At 37.4% G+C, this 19,744-nt stretch carries 20 protein-coding genes; 4 read left to right on the top strand and 16 right to left on the bottom strand.

All coding sequences use genetic code 11. The features are described 5' to 3' along the window. Nucleotides 1-243 precede the first annotated feature (243 nt). A complete protein-coding gene (locus tag ACZ11_RS22865) occupies nucleotides 244-1,137 on the bottom strand; it encodes a nucleotidyltransferase-like protein (RefSeq protein WP_049668870.1) in 894 nt (297 codons plus the stop codon). A 209-nt stretch (nucleotides 1,138-1,346) separates the two neighbouring features. Between ACZ11_RS22865 and ACZ11_RS22860 the strand changes: the two genes are divergently transcribed. Continuing rightward, nucleotides 1,347-1,697: a YgzB family protein gene (locus tag ACZ11_RS22860; protein ID WP_049668869.1), complete on the top strand. Its 351-nt coding sequence runs from the start codon at nucleotides 1,347-1,349 to the stop codon at nucleotides 1,695-1,697. A gap of 25 nt (nucleotides 1,698-1,722) precedes the next feature. Here the strand turns inward: ACZ11_RS22860 and perR are convergent, their stop codons facing one another. The 3 genes from perR to bcp form a co-directional block, all read right to left on the bottom strand. Then, entirely contained in the window at nucleotides 1,723-2,166 is a 444-nt protein-coding gene (perR, locus tag ACZ11_RS22855; protein WP_049668868.1) for a peroxide-responsive transcriptional repressor PerR, read from the bottom strand. 197 nt (nucleotides 2,167-2,363) lie between these two features. After that, a complete protein-coding gene (locus ACZ11_RS22850) occupies nucleotides 2,364-3,308 on the bottom strand; it encodes a D-2-hydroxyacid dehydrogenase (RefSeq protein ID WP_049668867.1) in 945 nt (314 codons plus the stop codon). Beyond that, nucleotides 3,308-3,781 carry a thioredoxin-dependent thiol peroxidase gene (bcp, locus tag ACZ11_RS22845; protein WP_049668866.1) on the bottom strand — a complete coding sequence of 158 codons (474 nt, stop codon included), beginning with the start codon at nucleotides 3,779-3,781 and terminating at the stop codon, nucleotides 3,308-3,310. The genes ACZ11_RS22850 and bcp overlap by 1 nt, the downstream gene beginning before the upstream one ends. Before the next feature lie 131 nt (nucleotides 3,782-3,912). Here bcp and ACZ11_RS22840 point away from each other — a divergent pair, with 131 nt between their 5' ends. Together ACZ11_RS22840 and ACZ11_RS22835 are read left to right on the top strand one after the other, a co-directional pair. Continuing rightward, nucleotides 3,913-5,199, top strand: a complete 1,287-nt coding sequence (locus ACZ11_RS22840; RefSeq protein ID WP_049668865.1) for a glutamate-1-semialdehyde 2,1-aminomutase — start codon at nucleotides 3,913-3,915, stop codon at nucleotides 5,197-5,199. A 309-nt stretch (nucleotides 5,200-5,508) separates the two neighbouring features. Next, complete coding sequence (locus ACZ11_RS22835; protein WP_049668864.1) at nucleotides 5,509-6,597, top strand: FUSC family protein; 1,089 nt, start codon at nucleotides 5,509-5,511, stop codon at nucleotides 6,595-6,597. 49 nt (nucleotides 6,598-6,646) lie between these two features. Here the strand turns inward: ACZ11_RS22835 and nikC are convergent, their stop codons facing one another. From nikC to mutY, 9 genes are all read right to left on the bottom strand, one after another. Further along, nucleotides 6,647-7,540 carry a nickel transporter permease gene (gene nikC / locus ACZ11_RS22830; RefSeq protein ID WP_049668863.1) on the bottom strand — a complete coding sequence of 298 codons (894 nt, stop codon included), beginning with the start codon at nucleotides 7,538-7,540 and terminating at the stop codon, nucleotides 6,647-6,649. Between the two features lie 15 nt (nucleotides 7,541-7,555). After that, nucleotides 7,556-8,560 carry an ABC transporter permease gene (locus ACZ11_RS22825; RefSeq protein ID WP_049668862.1) on the bottom strand — a complete coding sequence of 335 codons (1,005 nt, stop codon included), beginning with the start codon at nucleotides 8,558-8,560 and terminating at the stop codon, nucleotides 7,556-7,558. A gap of 273 nt (nucleotides 8,561-8,833) precedes the next feature. After that, entirely contained in the window at nucleotides 8,834-10,450 is a 1,617-nt protein-coding gene (locus tag ACZ11_RS22820; protein WP_049668861.1) for an ABC transporter substrate-binding protein, read from the bottom strand. 30 nt (nucleotides 10,451-10,480) lie between these two features. After that, nucleotides 10,481-11,461, bottom strand: coding sequence for an ABC transporter ATP-binding protein (locus tag ACZ11_RS22815; RefSeq protein WP_049668860.1), 981 nt, complete (start codon nucleotides 11,459-11,461; stop codon nucleotides 10,481-10,483). Then, on the bottom strand, nucleotides 11,436-12,449 hold the full coding sequence (locus ACZ11_RS22810) for an ABC transporter ATP-binding protein (protein WP_082172871.1): 1,014 nt from the start codon (nucleotides 12,447-12,449) through the stop codon (nucleotides 11,436-11,438). The genes ACZ11_RS22815 and ACZ11_RS22810 overlap by 26 nt, the downstream gene beginning before the upstream one ends. Before the next feature lie 366 nt (nucleotides 12,450-12,815). After that, nucleotides 12,816-14,561, bottom strand: coding sequence for an ABC transporter ATP-binding protein (locus ACZ11_RS22805; protein ID WP_049668859.1), 1,746 nt, complete (start codon nucleotides 14,559-14,561; stop codon nucleotides 12,816-12,818). A 201-nt stretch (nucleotides 14,562-14,762) separates the two neighbouring features. Continuing rightward, nucleotides 14,763-15,311: a nucleoside tri-diphosphate phosphatase gene (ntdP, locus tag ACZ11_RS22800; protein ID WP_049668858.1), complete on the bottom strand. Its 549-nt coding sequence runs from the start codon at nucleotides 15,309-15,311 to the stop codon at nucleotides 14,763-14,765. Nucleotides 15,312-15,710: 399 nt separating this feature from the next. Further along, nucleotides 15,711-15,887 carry a gamma-type small acid-soluble spore protein gene (locus ACZ11_RS25395; protein WP_082172870.1) on the bottom strand — a complete coding sequence of 59 codons (177 nt, stop codon included), beginning with the start codon at nucleotides 15,885-15,887 and terminating at the stop codon, nucleotides 15,711-15,713. A gap of 84 nt (nucleotides 15,888-15,971) precedes the next feature. Then, nucleotides 15,972-17,006 (bottom strand): A/G-specific adenine glycosylase, encoded by a 1,035-nt coding sequence (gene mutY, locus ACZ11_RS22795; RefSeq protein WP_049668857.1) that lies wholly within the window; start codon nucleotides 17,004-17,006, stop codon nucleotides 15,972-15,974. 217 nt (nucleotides 17,007-17,223) lie between these two features. Here mutY and ACZ11_RS22790 point away from each other — a divergent pair, with 217 nt between their 5' ends. Beyond that, entirely contained in the window at nucleotides 17,224-18,210 is a 987-nt protein-coding gene (locus tag ACZ11_RS22790) for a metal-dependent hydrolase (RefSeq protein WP_049668856.1), read from the top strand. A gap of 39 nt (nucleotides 18,211-18,249) precedes the next feature. Here the strand turns inward: ACZ11_RS22790 and ACZ11_RS22785 are convergent, their stop codons facing one another. From ACZ11_RS22785 to recX, 3 genes are read right to left on the bottom strand one after another with little or no spacing between them, the layout of a single operon-like run. After that, a complete protein-coding gene (locus ACZ11_RS22785) occupies nucleotides 18,250-18,519 on the bottom strand; it encodes a YfhJ family protein (RefSeq protein WP_049668855.1) in 270 nt (89 codons plus the stop codon). Further along, nucleotides 18,520-18,849 carry a YfhH family protein gene (locus ACZ11_RS22780; RefSeq protein WP_049668854.1) on the bottom strand — a complete coding sequence of 110 codons (330 nt, stop codon included), beginning with the start codon at nucleotides 18,847-18,849 and terminating at the stop codon, nucleotides 18,520-18,522. Beyond that, nucleotides 18,846-19,649 (bottom strand): recombination regulator RecX, encoded by an 804-nt coding sequence (gene recX / locus ACZ11_RS22775; protein ID WP_049668853.1) that lies wholly within the window; start codon nucleotides 19,647-19,649, stop codon nucleotides 18,846-18,848. The genes ACZ11_RS22780 and recX overlap by 4 nt, the downstream gene beginning before the upstream one ends. Nucleotides 19,650-19,744 lie beyond the last annotated feature (95 nt).

The following is a 19,744-nucleotide window of genomic DNA, read 5'->3' as shown; positions in this document are numbered from 1 at the left end:
TTGATTACGTTTTGCTTGTTCAGTTTTCAAGGTTCATGTTGATGTCGTTGTTTTTCAGCAACTTCTTCATATTAACATTTAACTCAATTCATGTCAACAACTTTTTTTGAAAGTTTTTTTCGTTCGTTGAGTTTTTGTTATGTCTTAGCGACAATTAATATAATACAATATCAACAAATAAAAAGTCAACAACTTTTTATAAAAAAATATCGAGGTATTTTTCATACCTCGATATCTAGCATACTACAGTTCTTGCTCCATTTCTAGAGCTTCTTTATTTACCTTATAATGACGGTGGAATATCATTTCACTCTTCGCAACGATAGGTTCAATTTGAATATAGCCTTTGTCCACTAAATATTCTACAAACACTTCTAAATCTACCGAGTAGTTCATGAGCTCATTATGATCGTGCAATTCCTGAATTGTCCAAGTCTCTTTTGTTTGCATTACTTCTAAAATATGTTGAGCGCCATCCCGTGTACGTGAATGTATTAAAAACTCGCTAGCTAAAAACAATAGCTCTAACCGTTTTTCTATCGGTTCATTACTTGTAACGAGCTCCTCGTATAATTTATAAATCGCTGGTTCTATTTTTTTTACCTGTGCCCACACAGTTACTTCAGGGTAAAGTCCACTATCAATGATGGATAACCGACCCAAATGATGTAATGAATCCACTACATGATTATAAGCATCGAGATAACTCCCCTTATCAAAGTATTCTTTCCCTTCTAAGTAACGTCGAATTAACTTTGAAAATTGAATACCTGTTTTAATTTTACGACCACTAAACGGAAACTCCTGTAACTCAATTTTTAATTTATGAAGAAATTCATTACGATCAAATAATACTCTACCAAAGAAAATCCAATCGACCACTTTTTTATTTGAGCCAATGAGTAACCATTTTCGTATTATTTTCTCAGTAACAGTATGTAAAGCTACTTTATTCCCTTCATATAAGTAATGCTTCGAAAAGACTGGCTTATCTGCTTCCTTTACAATAATAAGTAAGACTGTATCAAATGTATCTGTAACATTACTTTTTTCCTCACGTTTTTCCACTAAAATAACGCCTAATGTATTTGACTGACTTGCACGTTCCTGGTATATCGGACGCAAAACTTGTTCCATGTTCAGTCCCCCTCTATTTGCTTGTTACCTTTTAACTTCATTCAGTGGATGTCACGGATTTTCACCGGACTCAATTACGCCAAGGCGAAATTGATTTCGTTAAAAATTCGACATACTCTAAAAGTATTCCTTCTTTCCACGTTATCAAAGCTAAAATACTTTGTTCTTATATGTTATAGTAGATTTTAGATTGGGAGGCAAGATGATAAATGAAACCTTACAAAAGTAAAATTAATAAAATCCGTTCATTCGCATTAGCACTTATTTTTATCGGCTTCGTAGTTATGTATGGGGGAATCTTCTTTAAAAACAATCCTATTCTAGTATTAATTTTCATGACCCTTGGTGTACTTTGTATTATTGGAAGTACAGTCGTATATGCATGGATTGGACTGCTCTCAACAAAAGCTGTTCAAGTGGAATGCCCTAATTGCCATAAGTACACAAAAGTATTAGGTCGTGTAGATATGTGTATGTACTGTAATGAACCATTAACACTGGATCCAACTCTAGTAGGAAAAGAGTTCGATCAATCTTATAATAAGACAAAAAAATCCTAGCCCTTATAGAAGAGCTAGGATTTTTTCATTGTACTTTTGCAGATACATCTTTACACGATGGACAAGTGCCGTAAATTTCTAAACGATGCGCATGCACATCAAAGCCTGTTACTTGTGATGCAAAATGTTCAATTTCGTCGAGACCAGGATAATGGAAATCGACTATTTTGCCACAGCATTCACAAATCATATGATAATGATCATTTGTAACGAAATCAAAACGACTTGAAGCATCACCAAATGTTAGTTCTTTTACTAGACCAACTTCACGAAATACGCGAAGGTTATTATAGACAGTCGCTACACTCATATTTGGGAATTTCCCTTCAAGTGCTTTATAAATTTCATCGGCAGTTGGATGTGCCATTGTTTGAATTAAATATTCCAAAATAGCATGACGCTGAGGAGTAATACGTACACCAGTTGTTTTTAACGTGTCAAGTGCATCCTGTAAATGCGTTTCAGACATCGTCATGCACCTCTTCCATAAAGATTATTAATTTATAATTGTTACAATTAGTGTATCGAATTACTCTTACTTCTGTCAACATTCATACACATTTCAGTTTAACCTCTTTCAGTGGGTGTCACGGAAATTGGAATGGGGTTCTTATAGGATGTTAGCCTAAAATCATCTCCAGGCATAATTGCTTTAGGACCACTTCTTCAATAGCCTCTTGATAAATCCATCATATTTTCTAAATCTGTTTCACCGCGTAACCACTTCTCTAAACTTGGCTTAAAGATTTCTAAGCTGCGTTCAACATAGCGAGAAGAGTGACTTGAAATATGAGGAGACACAATGACATTCGGTAAAGTCCATAAAGGATGATTCTCAGTTAAAGGCTCTTGTTCAAATACATCTAAAACAGCATAACCAATTTCATCTGCTTGAATGGCATGTATCAAAACGTTTTCCTCTACTAAGTTTCCGCGACCAAAATTCATGAAAATAGCATCATTTTTCATCGCTTTAAAATGGTCTTCTCTTAGTAAATGTGTCGTCTCCTCTGTTTTAGGTAATACAGAAATGACAATATCAGCCTTAGGTAAAGCTTCGATTAATTGATCAAAGCTCACCATATCATTCATATATGCCGCTTCGTTCCCTGAACGGTTGCAGCCAATTGTCACAACACCAAAAGCTTGTAATAAGCGACCTACTTCTGAGCCAATAGCTCCTGGCCCTAAAATAAGTGCTGTACTATCCCGCAACTCGGTTTGTTTCGCTTTTTTAGACCATTCATTTTTCTTCTGCTGTTCATACATCCAAGGCAGTGCACGCTTAATCGCTAAAATATGGGCAAGCATTGATTCTGCCATTGGCGTTTTATGAATGCCACGCACATTCGAAACTAATATCCCTCGTTCAAAAATGGCTTGTGCTGGCATTTTTTCGATTCCCGCTGACGCTACAAAAATCCATTTAACCTTTGTCGCATACTGTATATTTTCATCATTTAAATCTTCACCATATGTGACAAGCACATCCGCTTGTTGTAGCTCATCGTTTGATAAGCCATTTTCAAAAATAAAATCAACTTGTGGAAATTCTGCTACTAGTGGCTCACGTAAATCCGGTCTTGGTTCAAACGTAAAATAAATTCTCATTACTTAGCCTCCAATTCTGCTAAATATGTATATACTTCTTCAATATGATTTTTCACTCTTACTTTACGCCAAGCCTTTATCAGGTTTCCTTCTGTATCAATTAAAAACGTCGAACGTTCTATCCCCATAAATTCACGTCCATACATCTTCTTCAGCACCCATACGCCATACGCTTCTGCTATGGCATGATCCTCATCCACTAATAGCGAGAATGGTAATCCATGCTTATCTATAAATTTGGTATGTTTTTTTGCATCGTCAGGACTAATGCCAAGTACAACTGCATTTAATTTACTAAAATCCTCGTGCTTATCACGGAAGTCACAAGCCTCCGTCGTACAGCCTGGTGTCATATCTTTAGGATAAAAATATAAAATAACATTTTGTCCTTTGAAATCCGCTAACTTAACTGTTTCTCCTTTTTCATTTATAAGGGAAAAATCAGGTGCTTTTTTACCTTCTATTAAAGCCATATCAATCTCCTCCTCTGTAGGCTCTATTTTACTCTAAATAGTAAAACAAATCATATCCCTTATTTTCTTTGGATTTCTTGCACTGATAGGTCTACAATAGATGAAGTATAAAGATTTAGGAGGCAATATATATGAATCACACAAAATCTGAAGCAGTACACGCAGAAGCGACACAGCATATCGTTGGTGGTGTAAATAGCCCTTCTCGTTCTTATAAAGCAGTTGGCGGAGGTTCACCTGTTGCAATGGCTCGTGGGAAAGGTGCTTATTTTTGGGATGTTGATGGCAACCGCTATATCGACTATCTAGCAGCTTACGGTCCAATCGTTACTGGTCATGGTCATCCACATATCGCAAAGGCTATTACAAACGCAGCTGAAAACGGCACTTTGTTTGGGACTCCAACTGAATATGAGGTTACTTTTGCTAAAATGTTAAAAGAAGCAATCCCATCTATGGATAAAGTACGCTTTAATAACTCTGGTACAGAAGCTGTAATGACAACAATTCGTGTTGCACGTGCTTATACTGGCCGTACAAAAGTTATGAAATTCGCTGGTTGTTACCATGGTCACTTTGACTTAGTATTAGTAGCTGCTGGTTCTGGTCCTGCAACATTAGGCACTCCAGATTCGGCAGGTGTTACAACTTCAACAGCAGAGGAAGTAATTACTGTACCATTTAACAACCCAGAAGCATTTACAGAAGCTATGGATAAATGGGGCGATCAAATCGCAGCTATTTTAATAGAGCCTATCGTTGGGAACTTCGGTATTGTAGAGCCCAACCCTGGCTTCCTAGAATTAGTTCATGCCACAGCGAAAGAAAAAGGTGCATTAACTATTTACGATGAAGTTATTACTGCTTTCCGCTTCCATTATGGTAGTGCTCAAAACTTATTAGGCTTAACACCTGACCTAACTGCACTTGGTAAAGTAATCGGTGGTGGTTTACCGATTGGTGCATACGGCGGACGAAAAGAGATTATGGATACAGTTGCTCCACTTGGACCTGCCTACCAAGCAGGCACAATGGCAGGAAACCCCGCATCCATGCAAGCGGGTATTGCCTGCCTAGAAGTATTACAAACTCCAGGTATTTATGATGAAATGGATCGTCTTGGAGCCATTTTAGAAGAAGGTATCCTGGCTGCAGCCAAAAAACATGATGTAACAATTACTGTTAATCGTCTTAAAGGTGCTCTTACAATTTACTTTACAGATGTGAAAGTAGAAAACTATGAGCAAGCTGAAAACTCAGACGGTGAAATCTTTGGTCGTTTCTTTAAATTAATGCTTGCACAAGGAATTAATTTAGCTCCATCAAAATATGAAGCTTGGTTCTTAACAACAGAGCATACAGAAGCAGATATTATTGAGACAATCAAAGCGGTAGATACTGCATTTTCACAATTGTAATTTGTAAATGTGAAGGCAAAAGAGCAATTTAGAACAGTGTCTAAGATTAACGATTGCGATTAAATTTTAAAGACGACTCCCTTGTGAGTCGTCTTTTTCTGTAAATGACATACAAATCTATGTATTTTATGAGCACTTCCTTCTATAATGTAGAGAAGCATCAATTGTGCAGCCTGAGTTCCTCTATTTGAGCGGGTATTTGGACGCCTGCTGAAAAGTAACTAACACTGCATTTATCTCACCTTATTGAGGTGGGAAACTTCTACTGAAAGAAGTGAAAATTTTAGACAGAAAGGACATCCATTTTCTATGAAATTAGGTGCCCGTGTATTTAAAACTGGTGTCGCTATCGTGTTTGCACTATTTATTGCTGAGCTGCTAGAGCTACCTTCACCTGTTTTTGCAGGAATTGCAGCAATCTTTGCGATTCAGCCATCTATTTATCGCTCCTATCAAACAATCGTTGAGCAAGTACAAGCTAATATTATAGGAGCTACCATCGCAGTCATTTTTGGCTTACTTTTTAGTCACCATGTAGTAGCAATTGGCATTGCAGTCATTGTTGCGATCGGTATCATGTTGAAATTTAAACTTGAAAAGTCATTGTCTCTAGCACTTGTTACAGTTGTAGCTATTATGGAGATTCAAGGAGATGACTTCCTTACATTTGGTCTTATTCGCTTTGTTACCATATTAGTTGGGGTGTTAGCAGCATTTGTTGTCAATCTGTTCTTCCTACCACCAAAATATGAAGTAAAGCTTTTCCGTAAGATTTACTTTTTACAAGATGATATTATTCGATGGACACGACTTGCTGTTCGTCAGGCATCTGAGCATACTTCTACAAAAGAAGCATTAAGCAAATTTAAGTCTCGTATGCAACGAGTTGATACTCTGTATGATTTTTATAAAGAAGAGCGTAGTTACTTTAAAAATAAAAAGTTTGTAAAAGCACGTAAATTAGTTGTTTATCGTCAAATGATCACAACGTCAAAGAAAAGTTTAGAGCTTCTTCATCGTCTTCATAATCATGAAAATGAATTAGCGCAGCTACCGACGCAATTTCATTTAATGATTCAAGAGCGGCTTGATTTCTTGCTAACCTACCACGAACAGCTACTACTGAAATATACGGGAAAATTAAAGCCCGAGCATTCAGAGTGGAGTAAACATATTGATTATGTTCAGCGTAACGAGTTAATGGAAATATTTATAAAACAAATAACTTATGCGCATGATGAAGGCGATACAGAATTCTCGAGTTATCACTTGCTTTATATTTTATCGCGTATTTTAGATTACGAGGAAAACCTAGAGCATTTAGATACGCTTATCGTGTCGTATCAGACTCATCACGGCCATGAAATCAATGTGGAATTTGAAGAAGAATTTATTTAAGCAAAAGAGCGAAGAGTTGGCATTATATCCATCCCTTCGCTCTTTTTTATTAGCTTTTCATTTTCGGATCAAGTGCATCACGTAGACCGTCCCCCATTAGATTAAAACCGAGAACCGTTAACATAATAGCTAAACCTGGGAAAATCATCGTCCACGGCGCCTTTAATAAATAGATACGGGAATCCGCTAGCATTTTACCCCATTCTGGCGCTGGTGCTTGAGCTCCTAATCCAAGGAAGCCTAATGCCGCCGCTTCAATTATCGCTGTCGCTATCGCTAGCGTTCCTTGTACGATGATTGGCGTCATCGAGTTTGGCAAAATATGCGAGAACAAAATTCGTGAATCACGCATTCCGATCGCCTTTGCTGCTACGATATACTCCTCTTCCTTAACACTCAATACTTTCGAACGAATTAGGCGCCCGAAATTCGGCACGTTTATAATGGCTATAGCAATTAATGCATTTTGTAAAGATGGCCCAAGTACTGCTACTACCGCAATAGCTAGTAAAATACTAGGGAACGCTAACAAAATATCGAAAATACGTGAGATTATCGTATCAACCCATCTTCCATAATAACCCGCAATAATGCCCAAGAAACTACCTACAATTACAGAAAGAATAACCGAAAAAATGCCTACCTTCAAAGAAATACTAGCTCCATGTATAACTCTAGAGAAAATATCCCGACCAAAGTCATCTGTTCCAAACCAATGCTCACTTGAAGGTGCTAATAAACGCTGCGAAAGATTTTGTTCATTAATTCCTTCAGGAGCAATCATCGGGCCAACTATAGCAAGTATAATAAAAAATAGTACAATGCCTGCACCTACTAGGGAGATTTTGCTCTTTTTAAAGCTACGCCAGCCTTCTCTCCAAGGACCTGCCGCTCGTTCACGACCTGGTGCTGCTTCTGTTTTTATATTTATCGCTCCAGTCATTATCGCTTCTCCCCTCTATTTGTATTTAATCCGTGGATCTATCACCGTATACAGTAAATCCACAATTAAGTTAATCATGATAAAAATAAATGCAATTACTAAAATACCTGATTGAATAACAGGATAGTCTCGGAAGCCAATGGCATCATAAATATAACGACCAATTCCTGGCCAGCTGAAAATTGTCTCTGTTAAAATGGCACCACCTAGCAGCAATCCTGTTTGCAAACCGATTACTGTTAACACCGGGATAACTGCATTTTTCAATGCATGCTTATAAACAACAATAAACATTTTTTGCCCCTTTGCTCTAGCGGTGCGTACATAGTCAGAGCGCATTACTTCAAGCATAGACGACCTAGTCATTCTTGCAATAATTGCCATCGGAATTGTCGCGAGAGCCATGCCTGGTAATACTAATCGCTTAAATACTTCCGAAAATTGATCAAAGCGGCCTTGTATGAGCGTATCTAGTAAATAAAAATGAGTAATGGCGGTTATTGGATCTCGCACATCTTCTCGTCCAGATGTCGGGAACCAGCCGAGCTGATTACTGAAAGCCCATTGTTCCATTAAACCGAGCCAGAAGACTGGTACAGACACCCCAATTAAAGCAACTACCATTGCCACATAGTCGAACCAAGAATTTTGAAACCATGCAGAAATAATACCTGCATTTACTCCAATTATCACAGCGATAATCATGGCAAATAGTGCTAGCTCAGCTGTTGCTGCTAAATACGGAAAAATTTCCTCTGATACAGGTAATTTTGTACGCAATGATACTCCTAAATCCCCCTGAAAAATGCCACCTAAATAACCAAAATATTGTGTATACCACGGCTTATTTAATCCTAAACTTGCGTTTAACGCTTCAACCGCTTCTTTCGTTGCCTGCTGTCCTAAAATTACTTGTGCTGGATTACCAGGAATTGAACGAATTAACATGAAGACGATAAAAGTCATTCCAAGCAAAACTGGGATTAATTGAAACAAACGCCTACCCATATAGTGAAGCATCTTCTTCACCCCTCTGTTATTTTCATAATATACTTTTGCATGAAAAGCATTGAAGTCTTAACGCATACTGTAGAAAGGGTCAGCTTTCACCAAACGGTTTTAACTTCTTTCAGTAATTCCTTTTGTACCGAAAGCGTAGCGTCTTTCATACAGAAAGAATACCTTTAGCTTGGAAAAGAATCCGCTAGATTTCTACGGCTTACCCGCAGAAAGCAAGCAGATTCTTTAAAATCCCATCTTAAATTAAAACTTGTAAGGATAACCCTTTTACGACTACTGCATATCTACATTATCTAAACGGTCAGAACCTGTCGGATGTGCAATATAGTTTATAACTTTAGTGTTAGCAGCTAAAATCGGAGTAGAGTGAGCAAGTGGAACCCACGGCGCATCTTTAGAGATAATCTCTTGTGCTTGCTTGTAAAGTTCATTACGCTTGTCCTCATTAATTTCAGTTTGCGCAGACACTAAAAGTTTGTGTAATTCTTTATTGTCATAGAATGTATAGTTGTTGGAACCAATATTATCCCCATCTAATAAAGTATAAAGGAAGTTATCCGCATCTCCGTTATCGCCTGTCCAACCAAGTAAGAACGCATCTGCTTCACCATTTTGCGCTTTTTCTAAATACGTAGCCCATTCAAAAGATACAATTTCAGATTTGATTCCAACATCCTCTAGATTCTTTTGGATCGCTTCCGCAATTTTTTTGCCATCTGGCATATACGGACGTGGTACAGGCATAGCCCACAGCTGAATTTTTTTACCATCATAGCCAGCCTCAGCTAATAATGCTTTAGCTTTTTCTGGATCATACTCATAGCCTTGAACGTCATCGTTGTAGCCTGAAATTACTGGAGGCATAGGATTTTTCGCCGGCTCTGCTAAGCCTTCATAAAATGCATCTACTAATGCTTGTTTATCGATTGCATAATTTACTGCTTGACGAACTTTTACATTATCGAATGGTGGACGCGTTACTGTTAATCCAAGATAACCAACATTCATAGATGGGCGCTCGATTAGTTGTAATTTTGAGTTTGATTCAATTGATGCTTTATCAGATGGGCTTAAGCCATCCGCTACATCAACTTCACCGGTAGTTAATGCATTTAAACGTGTAGAGTTTTCTGGAATTGATTTATAAATTACTTTATCTAATTTCGGTAAACCATCAATATAGTAATCTGGGTTTTTCTCAATAGTTACTGCATCATTACGTACCCAGCTTACAAATTTGAATGGACCCGTACCTACTGGATTTGTAGATAATCCTTCTTCATTTGCTTCAAAAGCTGTTGGAGAAGCAATTGCAAAAGGAGACATTGCTAAATTTTTCAGGAATGGTGCCTGTGGCTGGCTAAGCTTGAATACAACAGTATAATCATCTTTAGCAGTTATCGATTCAATCACTTGCTTGCCACCTACTACAAATTGGGAGCTGTAATAAGGGTGTTTATCTGCTCCAGCTTTCCAACGCTCAAAATTTTTAACAACAGCTTCTGCATTGAAATCAGTGCCATCATGGAACTTTACACCTTCTTGCAGCTGGAATGTGTATGTTAAACCATCTTCTGATGGCTCCCATGATTTCGCTAAACCTGGTTGAATTGTTACATCTCGCTCGCCGAAATTAACCAGTGTTTCATATATATTTGCTGTAACCGTGAATGATTCACCATCAGTTACAACTGCAGGGTCTAGCGCTACTGAATCACCACCACGGCCATATACTAATGTTTTGGGTTCGCCACTGCTAGCTGTATCGCCACCACTTGAAGTATCTTTACTACCCGTATCCTTAGTATCTGAGCTGCCACAAGCTGCTAAGATTGTCGAGAGAACAAGGATAAGCATTACACCCAAAGTCCAAAGCTTCTTTTTCTTCATTAAATTTCCCCCTAAGTTTTTTTATATCATTTAATGTTGGATTGCATCGTAAAGATGGCAAGCAACATAATGACCCGGTTTCACTTCTTGCATTTTCGGAACAGCTTGAGAACATTCTTCTTTTTTAAATGGACATCTCGTATGGAAAGTACACCCGCTTGGCGGATTCGAAGCACTTGGAATATCTCCAGAAATAATGAGCTGTTCACGTTCAAATGTAGGATCTGGAACAGGTACAGAGGATAACAGTGCCTGCGTATATGGGTGAAGTGGCTCAGCGTATAAATCCTCGCTTGCTGTCAACTCCACTAATTTTCCCAAATACATTACACCTACACGATTACTAATATGGCGTACAACCCCTAAATCGTGGGAAATAAAAATATAAGTTAGCTTTAAGTCCTTTTGTAAGTTTTGCAATAAATTTAATACCTGCGCCTGTATTGACACATCGAGTGCAGAGACAGGCTCATCCGCAATAATTAAACGAGGATTCGTCATTAGAGCACGGGCAATGCCGATACGCTGTCTTTGACCACCACTAAATTGATGTGGATACCGTTTCACATGATATTCATTTAACCCAACAATTTCGAGAAGCTCTAATACCTTCTGTTTCCGTTCCTTTGTGTTGCCCATTCCATGAACAATAAGAGGCTCCTCCAATATTTTTCCAATATTATGCCTAGGATTAAGAGAGGCATAAGGATCTTGGAAAATCATTTGAATATCTCTACGGGCTTTGCGCATTTCATTATTTGATAATTCAGAAATTATTTTACCTGCGAATTCAATCTCGCCCTCTGTTGGCTCAAGCAATCGCATTAAAAGTCGACCAGTCGTTGATTTACCACACCCGGACTCACCTACAATACCTAATGTTTCTCCTTCAAAAACTTCAAAGGAAACATCATCCACTGCCTTTACGTCTCCAACCTGTGTATTTAAGACACCCTTCCGAATGGGGAAATATTTTTTTAAACCATCAACTTTCAACAACACTTTCGACATGTTGCTCCACCTCCTGTTTCTCTAGTAAAAAACATCTCGATTTATGTTGCTCTGCTGCTTCATATAAAGGTGGTGTTTCTTGTACACAGCGATCCATCGCAAATTCGCAACGCGCTGCAAAACGACAGCCTTCCTGAATACTTCCAGGCTTAGGTACACTACCTGGTATAGAGTAAAGATTGTCCTTTTTATAACGCATATCCGGTACAGATTTAATAAGCCCTTGTGTATAAGGGTGCTTTGGATTAACAAATATCTCCTGAATAGGTGCCTCTTCCACAATCTGACCTGCATACATTACAATAACTCGCTCGCATGTTTCTGCAACAACGCCTAAATCATGTGTAATTAATAAAACAGCTGTATTTAAACGTTTATTTAAATCTTTCATAAGCTGCAAAATTTGAGCTTGAATCGTAACATCTAGCGCAGTAGTCGGCTCATCAGCAATCAATACCTTCGGATCACAGACAAGTGCCATCGCAATCATGACCCGTTGTCGCATCCCCCCCGATAGATGATGTGGATAATCTTTTAATAATTCCTCGGTACGTGGTAAACCTACTAGCTTCATAATTTCAATCGCCCTTGCATAGGCTTCTTTTTTCGACCATTTTGGATTATGAATTAAAATTGCCTCTTTTAACTGATCCCCAATTGTAAACAAAGGATTTAAGGATGTCATAGGCTCCTGAAAAATCATCGCCACATCTTTTCCACGAATTTTCTGCATTTGTTTATCAGATAATGTTACGAGGTTTTTGCCATCTAATAGTATTTCTCCACCCGTTATTTTCCCAGGTGGTGACGGTATTAATCCCATAATGGACAGTGATGTAACACTTTTTCCACTTCCCGATTCCCCTACAATCCCTAATATTTCTCCCTCATGAACAGAAAAATTGATATCATCTACGGCAGGAATTTGTCCATCATCTGTAAAAAAGGTTGTCTTTAAACCTTTTATTTCTAGCAGCTTTTTTCTCATGATCAATCGCCCCATCCAACCCATATTTTTACTTAATTACATTCACTATCACTCTATTCCCTATTTTCAGATAATTCTAACCAAAAAATATTGCTCTTTCAATCATAATTATTCTGCAATTTACATAGATTTTCTACATCGTTCGAGTTTCGTATTAATAATGTCTTATTAATCGATAACATTTTATAAATAAGACAAAAAAATAGCCTTCCATTTATGTTAAATAGAAGGCTATTTATAGATTATTCATCACCAAAAGATGAGGATGACATGACACTTTGCTATTTATTTCCTCGACGCCCCAGTCGGAACGGAAATCAACCCCACACTATGATGGTGATTCAGATTTTTTCTATTTAGGGTGCATCATTCTAAATGTTGCACCTGGAATAAATTAAAGTAAGTCCCCTCTTTTTGCATTAATTGCTCGTGCGTACCACTTTCAATTAATTGTCCATGATCAATAACCAAAATTTTATCTGCATGTGTAATTGTAGAAAGTCTGTGAGCAATTATAATGGTTGTACGTTCATGTGCAAGTACATCCAATGATTCTTGAATAAGTGCCTCACTTTCTAAATCCAAAGCAGAGGTCGCTTCATCCAGTATTAAAATAGGAGGATTTTTTAAAAATACACGAGCAATTGCTACTCGCTGCTTTTGTCCACCTGATAACTTCACACCTCGCTCCCCGACTTTTGTGTCATAGCCATTTGGTAAGCTCATAATAAAATCATGTGCATTTGCCGCTTTTGCCGCAGCAATAACCTCTTCATCAGAAGCATCTGGCTTGCCCATTAAAATATTTTCTTTTACCGAATCACTGAACAGAATATTGTCCTGTAAGACTATTCCGATTTGGGAGCGTAAAGAAAGTAATGATACGTCACGTACATCATATTCATCAATAGTCACTGCGCCACTCGTTGTATCATAAAAGCGAGGAATTAAACTAATGATGGTTGATTTTCCTCCACCACTCATTCCTACAAATGCAACTGTCTCTCCAGGGTTAATCGTGAAATTGATGTTGTTTAAAATTTGTGAGCCTTCTTCTTCATATTGAAAGTTCACATTGTTAAAGCGGACTTCACCCTTTACTCGAGGTAGTTCTACCGCATTAGCCTTGTTTTTTATTTCATAAGGTTCGTCCATTAATTCAAACATTCGATCCATTGATGCAAATGATTGTGTTAGCATCGTTGATGAACTTACAAGACGACGAAGTGGACCATAAAGTCGTTCGATATAGGCAATAAAGGCCACCATTGTCCCAACTGATAGAGAACCATTAATAACTTGATAACCTGCATAAGCAATTACTAAGAGAGGTGCTACATCCGTAATTGTATTCACCACTGCAAAGGATTTAGCATTCCATTTCGAATGATCCAACGCTTTCTCTAAAAATTCACCATTTGCTTCATCGAATAATTTTTGCTCGTGCTTTTCTAGCGTGAAGCTTTTAATAATGCTCATTCCAGCTACACGTTCATGCAAATAACTTTGCACACCCGCAAGCGCTTGTGACCTTTTACGTGTTAAAGATCGAAGTTTACCAAAGAAGTACTTCACACTAAAAGCATAGAATGGGAACGCAACTAATGCTACTAGCGTAAGCTTAACATCCATGGCAAGCATAATACCGATAGCAATAACAATTGTCGCAAGGTCAAGCCAAACATTCATCAAGCCTGTCATGATAAAGTTTTTTGTTTGTTCCACATCATTAATCACTCTTGAAATAACTTCGCCAGCTCTTGTATTTGCATAGTACCTTAAACTTAGTCGCTGTAAATGTGCATATATTTGTTTTCGAATATCGAAAAGCACCTTGTTACTGACATGTTGAGCAAAATATTGACGGTAATACTCAATCGGTGGTCGAATAATAAAGAATACAATGATCGTACCACCTAACCAATAAAACAGTTCTTTTGTCTTCTCTGCATCCGATAGATTATCCGCAGCGATAATATCATCTAACACAATTTTTATGAGTAATGGGATAAATAACGGAATCGCAAATTTCACTATACCAATTACAATCGTTAAAATAATTTCCCATGTATATGGTTTTACAAATCTCATATAACGCTTTATACTACCCAATTTATTATCACATCCTTATTTTAAAAGACTCGCTCTTATGTAATACATAAAAAGAAACAGACATCCACAAATTGAATGCCCAAACGTATTATAGCAATATTTTGTTTTAAGTACAGTTAATTTAGCTTTATCACTAACTATTTTACAATCCGATTGTTCAAAACATAAAAAAACACCCATTAGTAAAACTAATAGGTGTAACTAACAATCATCTGCTTGCATATCGAGCTGAAACTTATAACGACTTGTCCAGGCATCGATGAAATCAGGTGCAAAGGGTCCTCTTTTTTGTTGAATCCAGCTAATTAATTTATCGACATTGCGCTTTAAAATTTTATCTATGACATCTGGATAAGACATTTCCTTACTATGTAGCTCATATTCATCCTCATCTAAGAGAGAATAAGACATATCAGGGAAAACTTTAATGTCTAAATCATAGTCAATATATTTAATGGCATTATTATCGAAAACAAATGGTGAGCTTAGATTACAATAATAATACACACCGTCCTCACGTAGCATGCAAATGATGTTAAACCAGTGCTCCGCATGGAAATAACAAATAGAAGGCTCTCTCGTTAGCCACGTACGACCATCGGATTCTGTCACAAGTGTCCGTTCATTCGCACCGATAACGATATTTTTCGTTCCTTTTAAAACCGTTGTTTCTTGCCAAACACGGTGGATACGGCCATTGTGCTTATAACTATGTATTTGTATCGTTTCTCCTTCTACCGGTATTGCCATCTTTGAAGCCCACCTTTTCGTCTATGCTACCTAAATCTAGCAGTCTCTAGTATATTATAGCAATGTGTACGCGAAAGGTGTAGTTAGAAAACCACAAATTTCACTGCGCTCTTTTAAATTTGTACAAAATTTCGTTAATTTGAAGCGGATTTTATCATAACAACAATCCAATTGAAATTTTTTTGCTTGTTTATTCTGAATCTGAGCCGTTCTTCTTCGCATCCGATTAGTTCTCTGTCTTACCTAATCAATTTCCTCGGCTACCCGATTCGGTTCTCTTGCCTACCCGAGCAGCTTTCTCATCTTGCTATATAAAATTCAAAAGGAGCTGCCTTTTTTAATCTTTTCGATTTTAGACAGCTCCTTAAGAGGTAAATGCAATTATGCAATTACAAAGTGTTATTCACCAAGATCTTGGTTAGTTTTATTGAAGTTACCTGAAGCTTGAGCTTTATTTTGCTCTGCTTTAGCATTTTGCTTTTGCACTTCATTAACGTCTGTTTCATAACCAAATTCTTGACTTTGACGTTGCATGTTTTTATTCGGTTGTAAATTTTGGTTGTTTTGCTTTTTCATTATTCATTCACCTCCACGCTCATTATTGTGTACCGAGGTGAATGGTTTTATGCTCATAAATTTTTATAAATATTATTTTCTTGATTAATCTTTAATTTCTTGCCATATTTTCAGCATTGGAACGGACATTGGTAATAATTCTATTTGCTCGTGAGTCAGCCATTCGCCCTTTACTGCTGAATTACATTTCATAAAATAGCTATTTATATGCCATGTTAAATGTGAAAAAACATGTTTAAACGTTAACAATTCCTGTTTCGGTTGAACATTCATAGCGTACTCATTAATAAAAGTATCTATTGAATCTTTGTCGTGTTCAAGCATTGGAAACTGCCATAGATTAGCAAGTAGACCCTCTGCTGATCGCTGCTCCAATAAAATTCGACCTTTGTCATCTTGACATACAAGCACATCGTATGAGATATGCTTCATCTTTACTTTTTTTGATTTGATAGGTAATTTTTCAGGCTCACCTTCATTAAAAGCGGTACAGTATTCGCGAACTGGACACAATAAGCACTTTGGTGAAGTTGGCGTACAAATAAGTGCACCAAGCTCCATTAAACCTTGATTGAAGGACGATGTATTTTCTGAATCTATCAATTCTTCAACAGCCGCTTCAAAAATCTTTTTAGTCTTTGGAACTGCTATATCTTCATGGATATTAAGTACACGACTTAAAACGCGCATAACATTACCATCAACCGCATGTTCTGGCTTATTATAGGCAATACTTAAAATAGCTCCAGCGGTATATGGGCCAACGCCTTTCAATTTTGAAATCTCATGGCGATTATCAGGTACTACACCACCGTAGTTTTCTAATACTTCACGAACACCCGCTTGTAAATTACGTGCACGGGAATAATAGCCTAGGCCTTCCCAATGCTTCAATAAGTATTCTTGTGGAGCTTCCGCGAGTAATTCTAATGTTGGAAAACTTTCTATAAAACGATTGTAATAAGGAATAACTGTGTCGACACGTGTTTGCTGTAGCATCACTTCCGATACCCAGATTTTATAAGGGTCCGTAGTATGCCTCCAAGGTAAATCACGCTTCTCAACATTAAACCATTCGACTAAAGATTGTCGAAATTCTGTTACATATGGATAATTCACAGTGACCTCCAGCGCCTTTACAATTTTATTTATGGTAAAAAGAGTATACAATTAAGAAAAGATTATCTGTCAGAAACGACAAAAAACGCCATAAATTTTCTAGCTTCAAAATTTAGCACGACGTCTTAAATAAGTAAATATCAAGTATTACGGATTATTGAAATATACATGTATGCAAATTGTACTCTATTTCGTTGCATACAAGGAGTGGATATTTTTGGATTCAGGCACACATTTCGTTATGGGTATAGCCCTCGGTGGTCTTGCATTAGCCGACCCCGTTGTAGCAGATCATTCAATGACCTTTACCGCAGTAATGGCAGGTACGATTATTGGCTCACAGGCTCCTGATGTCGATACAGTTTTAAAACTGCGCAACAATGCCATTTATATTCGACATCATCGCGGAATTACACATTCACTACCAGCAGTAGCTATTTGGCCCATCTTAATTACAGCGGTTTTAGCATTTATTATTCAAGACGCAAATGTGTTTCATTTATGGCTTTGGACATTTTTAGCTGTAGCACTTCATGTCTTTGTTGATATTTTCAACGCTTATGGTACACAAGCACTTCGACCGTTCTCTAGAAGATGGGTTGCACTTGGTGTCATTAATACATTTGATCCTATTATCTTTACATTACATTGCCTTGGCATTTTACTTTGGGTATTTGGTGCAAATCCAGTTTGGACATTTAGTATCATGTATCTCATTATTATCGTCTACTACATTTTACGATTTGCAGTCCAAAAGGCTGTGAAGAACGCTGTGCATAATACCATCCAAGATGAAGAGTATGTTATTGTAGCCCCTACAATGCGATTCTTCCACTGGCGAATTGCGGCTAAATCCAAAACGCATTATTACGTTGGCCGTGCTTACGGGCGAACTGTTAATATTTATGACAAATTCGAAATAAAACCTTTACCGAAAACGCCTCTTATTGAAATAGCATTGAAAGATCGCAATCTCGCTGCATTCGTGTCATTCTCACCATTGTATCGTTGGGAAATTTCAGATCTCGAAAATGGCTTAACAGAAGTAAGATTAATCGATCTGCGTTACCGTAGTGATAATCGCTATCCTTTCGTTGCTGTTGCTCATTTAGACGATGACAACGAGATTGTCACTTCATACACAGGGTGGATTTTTACAGAAGATAAACTTCAAAAAAAATTACAGATTGGCGCAAGTAATTAAACATCAGCAAACCCTGACCAAACATTGGTCAGGGTTTTGTTATTGTATCATATCATCACTAGCATCAAGTAAATGTGCGTATTTGGGATTACGTCCTGCAAAAGCATGCAGCTTATCACCATAGCTGGTAATTAATTGACGCACTAAATTCTCAGTGTAATCAGCACCACGATAGTTGTAGCCAGCTTTTGCAGAAGTTGATTCAAAATCACTCCATAAAAGCTCAATCCATACTCGTGCACGCCCTACTGACATTTGCGGATTTTTTGCAAGTAACTCAGCAGTTAGTTTCTCAATTTTTTCATCCATTTATTTGCCCACCTTTACAGGAGATAGCATTGAAACCGGTAAAGCCTCTTGGTATTTTTCGCCCCCTAAGCGATGTCCCCACGCAAAGCGTCCTTTTAAATAATCCACTTGGAAAAATTCATTTTCAGAGCCGTCAATACGATACATTTCTCCAGGAACTATTGTATCCAAATCCACTAAATAAGCAGCCGCCATTAAAGCCTTACGCTCGTATACTGCGAATTCATTGATAATTCCTAGTTGCTCTGCCTTACGTGCTTTTTCCTTTATCATGGCTATTTCCTCACGTAATTCGTGCTCTGACATTGCAGCATAATTTTTTTCGTTCATTCCTCATTCTCCTTCTCTTCTATAAAACGATCTATAACCTCTATAGGAAACCCCTTTTGATAGAGCGCCTGCTTTATTTTCATTTTCAATTCATAACCAGTATACTTCGATGAATACTTTTTCCAAACTTTTTCGCCTTGTACATCGAGTAGCTGTTGCCATTCATCTTCATCTTGCTCAATTTCTATTTGACTTAGCACATCATCTACAACATTAAAAGAATAACCTTTTCGCATTAAAAAATCTTGAATTTTAGCTTTTATTTGTGTTGGTGTCTTCTTTTTTTCCGATCGAATGACCTTCTCAGCCAATTGTGTTGCAAGCTTCACCTGTTCAGCATGACTATAAGTAGCAAGTACCTCATCCTGTAAGCTTTTATCAATTCCTTTTTTCATAAGGTCTTGTCTAATTGCCTTGGGTCCCTTTTTCATCGTAGCTTTTTTCGTATCAAGTAATGCCTTGGAATAAGTTTCATCATTTAAAAAACCATATGATTTAAGCTTTTGTATAGCCTCTAAAATAACCGCTTCGCCAAATTCTAACGTGAGAAGCTTTTTCTTTACTTCATGCTCACTACGCATTTGATAAGATAAGAAATTCAACCCTTTATTAAAAGCTTTTCGAATCTCATCCTCGTAGGCAATTTCCTGAATATCAAATTCCTCAAGCACTTTTCCCTTCGTTAAACCAAATTGAATGAGAATTGCTTCATCTACAGGAAAAGCGTATTCTTCGTTCAAATATATATTATAACGTTCTGGATTGTTTTTTTGACGTGCAATTTTCGTAATAATACGCATTAGTAACACCTCACTATTTACCATTATAACATTTTTCGCGGTATTGCTTTTTCCCATAGACATTTCATGTACGCGGGTATTACTTTCCGGAAACT

Origin of the sequence: Lysinibacillus xylanilyticus, from assembly GCF_001183605.1 — a bacterium.
Classification (GTDB): domain Bacteria; phylum Bacillota; class Bacilli; order Bacillales_A; family Planococcaceae; genus Lysinibacillus; species Lysinibacillus xylanilyticus.
Note: the sequence above shows the minus strand (reverse complement) of the source record. Positions and strands in the feature narration are given on the sequence as shown.

Coding starts and splice junctions, on each gene's coding strand:
- ACZ11_RS22865 (WP_049668870.1), bottom strand. CDS start 1,137: ATGGAACAAGTTTTGCGTCCGATATACCAGGAACGTGCAAGTCAGTCA.
- ACZ11_RS22860 (WP_049668869.1), top strand. CDS start 1,347: ATGAAACCTTACAAAAGTAAAATTAATAAAATCCGTTCATTCGCATTA.
- perR (WP_049668868.1), bottom strand. CDS start 2,166: ATGTCTGAAACGCATTTACAGGATGCACTTGACACGTTAAAAACAACT.
- ACZ11_RS22850 (WP_049668867.1), bottom strand. CDS start 3,308: ATGAGAATTTATTTTACGTTTGAACCAAGACCGGATTTACGTGAGCCA.
- bcp (WP_049668866.1), bottom strand. CDS start 3,781: ATGGCTTTAATAGAAGGTAAAAAAGCACCTGATTTTTCCCTTATAAAT.
- ACZ11_RS22840 (WP_049668865.1), top strand. CDS start 3,913: ATGAATCACACAAAATCTGAAGCAGTACACGCAGAAGCGACACAGCAT.
- ACZ11_RS22835 (WP_049668864.1), top strand. CDS start 5,509: ATGAAATTAGGTGCCCGTGTATTTAAAACTGGTGTCGCTATCGTGTTT.
- nikC (WP_049668863.1), bottom strand. CDS start 7,540: ATGACTGGAGCGATAAATATAAAAACAGAAGCAGCACCAGGTCGTGAA.
- ACZ11_RS22825 (WP_049668862.1), bottom strand. CDS start 8,560: ATGCTTCACTATATGGGTAGGCGTTTGTTTCAATTAATCCCAGTTTTG.
- ACZ11_RS22820 (WP_049668861.1), bottom strand. CDS start 10,450: ATGAAGAAAAAGAAGCTTTGGACTTTGGGTGTAATGCTTATCCTTGTT.
- ACZ11_RS22815 (WP_049668860.1), bottom strand. CDS start 11,461: ATGTCGAAAGTGTTGTTGAAAGTTGATGGTTTAAAAAAATATTTCCCC.
- ACZ11_RS22810 (WP_082172871.1), bottom strand. CDS start 12,449: ATGAGAAAAAAGCTGCTAGAAATAAAAGGTTTAAAGACAACCTTTTTT.
- ntdP (WP_049668858.1), bottom strand. CDS start 15,311: ATGGCAATACCGGTAGAAGGAGAAACGATACAAATACATAGTTATAAG.
- ACZ11_RS25395 (WP_082172870.1), bottom strand. CDS start 15,887: ATGAAAAAGCAAAACAACCAAAATTTACAACCGAATAAAAACATGCAA.
- ACZ11_RS22785 (WP_049668855.1), bottom strand. CDS start 18,519: ATGGATGAAAAAATTGAGAAACTAACTGCTGAGTTACTTGCAAAAAAT.
- ACZ11_RS22780 (WP_049668854.1), bottom strand. CDS start 18,849: ATGAACGAAAAAAATTATGCTGCAATGTCAGAGCACGAATTACGTGAG.
- recX (WP_049668853.1), bottom strand. CDS start 19,649: ATGCGTATTATTACGAAAATTGCACGTCAAAAAAACAATCCAGAACGT.